The following is a 2996-nucleotide window of genomic DNA, read 5'->3' as shown; positions in this document are numbered from 1 at the left end:
ATTTTTGTAATTATTTTTTTCATTAATTATTTACCTCCATATATTAAAAATATACCTAATTTTAGGTATATTTTATAAATATCAAGAGTTTTCGACAAAATTAAAGCAAGTATTGATATCAAAAGCAAGAAAAAAATGATATAATTTTAGAAAAAGAATTTATTGACGGTTATAATTTAAAAATTTGAGGTAAAATGATGGCTAGTAAGAAATTGAATGAAACAAAACAATTACAAGAAGTTAATAATAATTTAAAAATAAATGTTAATGAAACAATGCTTATTAAAATGTTAACTAAGTCTTGGAAAAAGTCAGAACCATATTTAAAGTTAATGGAAGAATATCAAAATTTGAATTCAAATAGTGCAATTGATTGAAATCAACGTTATGAAAAAGAATATGAAAAATTTGTTAAATTATTATTAGGAGAAAATGCACAATTTAAAAAAACCTCAAGTAAAAAATCATCATTATTTAAAAAAGAATTGGCAAAAAATGCAACGAGTAGCAAGAAAACAATGGGACTAAATCCTAGTCAGTTAAGATTATTGTCAAAACGAAAATTATCGCGAGTTGAAGACTTATTTCCATCGCGAGTTGTTCGTGGTTATCAAGCATCACAAGAAGCAATTGAATCAGAGATAAAACAACCACATCAAGCTTTTTTAAATAATAATGAATCTGTTTTAGCAAGTTTGCCAACCGAACAAGTTGTTAAGAATGAACTAACCTTAGATGAGAATATAAAGTCTGATAAAGTATTTCCTTCATCAGAAGAAACTGAAAATATTATTAGTAAGTTAAATCCAAATCAGCAACGATTAATCCGACAACGCAATGAACATTATGGACGATTTCAAAGTCAAACACAAGGTTCAAAAAATGACAGTCAAAACGAGGAAACAATTGAATCATTAAAAGGATTTAATGAACAAGTGAAAGAACATGCAAATAATTGAGGATTAAATCAAAATCAATTACAATTGTTATCACGACGAGATAATACTAAACATGATTTTAATCCATATTCAAATCGAGCGCGAGAAGGTTATCATCCAGAAGAAGATTATTCTTTATCAAATCGGGATCTTAAATCACGGTCATTAGATGAAATTAAAGATCAAATGAATTTAAGTAAAAATCAATTAGAATTGTTGTCACGTCGGAATTCACATCCTTCAGAGTGAAAACAACATATGCAGCAAATCACACATAAAAAAGATAAAAATGAGACACCAATTGTGATTAATCCGGAACATGTTATTAAAAAACGTGATCAAATGGTCAAAGAATCATTATCCCGTAGTTTAGGAAAAACTAAGAAACAAATTGGTGGTAAATATATTCGTAATTTTATAAAAGAAGAACCAAAACGAAAACCAATTTTTAAAACTGATCTTTATTTAGAACCTGATATTACTAGACAAATTAATCCATTAATGATAAAACCATCAAAGAAGATTAAGTCAAAATTATCAGTAGAAAAAAATGAAGCAATTGTGCCAAATTTAACTTTCACAAATGCAATTAGTAGTAAGCAAAAGCAACCATTCTTGAATGGAGCTAGTCAAAATAGTGTACCTACTAAAACAATAGGGGCTAGCAATAATCAAATATTAATTGAAAAAACACAAAAAAATAAAAATGATTATATTTCAATTATTGATCCTAAAAAACGTCCTAATTTAAAAAAGTTAAAATATGGTAATGATTATGAAAAAAATAATGATAAAGTTTCTAATTTAAAAATAACAAAAAAACAATCTAATTTAATAGCAGAAGTAAATAATCAAACATTTATTCCTACTAAAAGAAAAGACACAGATTTGACTTTATATACACAGAAAGAATTAAAAGATTATCAAATTGATTATGCTGATTCGACAAAAACACCTGATTTAACAGTTGATTTAACGGAAAATCAATACACTTATGCAGGATATCATCCTCGTGAAATTCGTGAAATTCATCGGCGTCAGTTAGAACAACTTCATCAACGTTTATTAAAAGAAAAATTAATTCAAAAAAATATGCGTAAAGAACGGCGTTATCAAAAAAAACTTAATAATAAAAAAGTAAAACCTAAACCATTACCACAGATTTTAATTGAAAAATATCGTGCTGAAGGAAAAAAGGTTATTGATGGCTTTTTAGTTGAAAACTCTAATAATGAAAAGAGTGAAACAATAAGTAGTAACAATAAAGTGGTGAAGAATTAACAATGGAAAATAAAAAAATCACAACAGCCGAATTAATTCGTAAATATTTTGATGAAGTTGTGACATCAAGTGGCATTGATCCTCAGAAAAGACCTGATGTGGCTTTACAATGAGCGCGAGAGAAAGAATTATGAGCGCAAGAGGCAGATGCTATTGTTCAAAAACAATTATTACAAGCATTAGCAAATAATAATAAAATTCAAATACAACAAGTACAACGTCAACAAGAGTTAGCGCTTCGTGATTTACAACAAATTAGATTAAATGAATTAAAAAAACGAGAAGAATATTTGGCTACATTATCAAAACCAGTTAAATTACCAAAGATAAATAAAAAAATATTAAATAGTGAAGTTACTGGATTAGAATTGCAAGCAAAGCCAGTATTTAAAAATAGAAATGACATTAATAAAATTTCAACAGCAGAAGATAATTATGGCACTATTTTTATGCGAGAAATTGGTCGTGCATTGTTAGATGAATATAATATGTATCATCAACCACAAGAACAAGAATCTTCGCTGCTATCAACTGAAAAATCAATAAAAAGTAAGAGACAGCGTTATCTTCACAAAAAAGGCCCAAAATCACGCTGATAATCTTTAAGTTAAAAAAAAGATATATTATTATAAATAATTTATTAAAAAAAGCAAAATTTTTAGTAAAAAAACTCTTTAATTTTGTCGAAAACTCTTGATGAAATAAAAAAAATCATCAATATGACAATTTGAAAACTAATTTTGTGTAAGATTATGATTTTGCTTTAAATTTTTTAAW

Annotated in this window: 2 protein-coding genes; both read left to right on the top strand. The window is 26.5% G+C overall.

The annotated features are described in order from the left end of the window. Positions 1–197: 197 nt before the first annotated feature. Entirely contained in the window at positions 198–2219 is a 2022-nt protein-coding gene (locus tag EHV01_RS04385; protein WP_422066373.1) for a hypothetical protein, read from the top strand. Between the two features lie 2 nt (positions 2220–2221). Continuing rightward, entirely contained in the window at positions 2222–2818 is a 597-nt protein-coding gene (locus EHV01_RS04380; RefSeq protein WP_415745748.1) for a hypothetical protein, read from the top strand. Positions 2819–2996: the final 178 nt, after the last annotated feature.

The sequence above is a fragment of the Spiroplasma sp. hy2 genome (assembly GCF_044714365.1).
Classification (GTDB): Bacteria; Bacillota_I; Bacilli_A; order Mycoplasmatales; family Mycoplasmataceae; genus Spiroplasma; species Spiroplasma phoeniceum.
The sequence above is the reverse complement of the archived record's forward strand: the minus strand, read 5'-3'. Positions and strand labels throughout refer to the sequence as shown.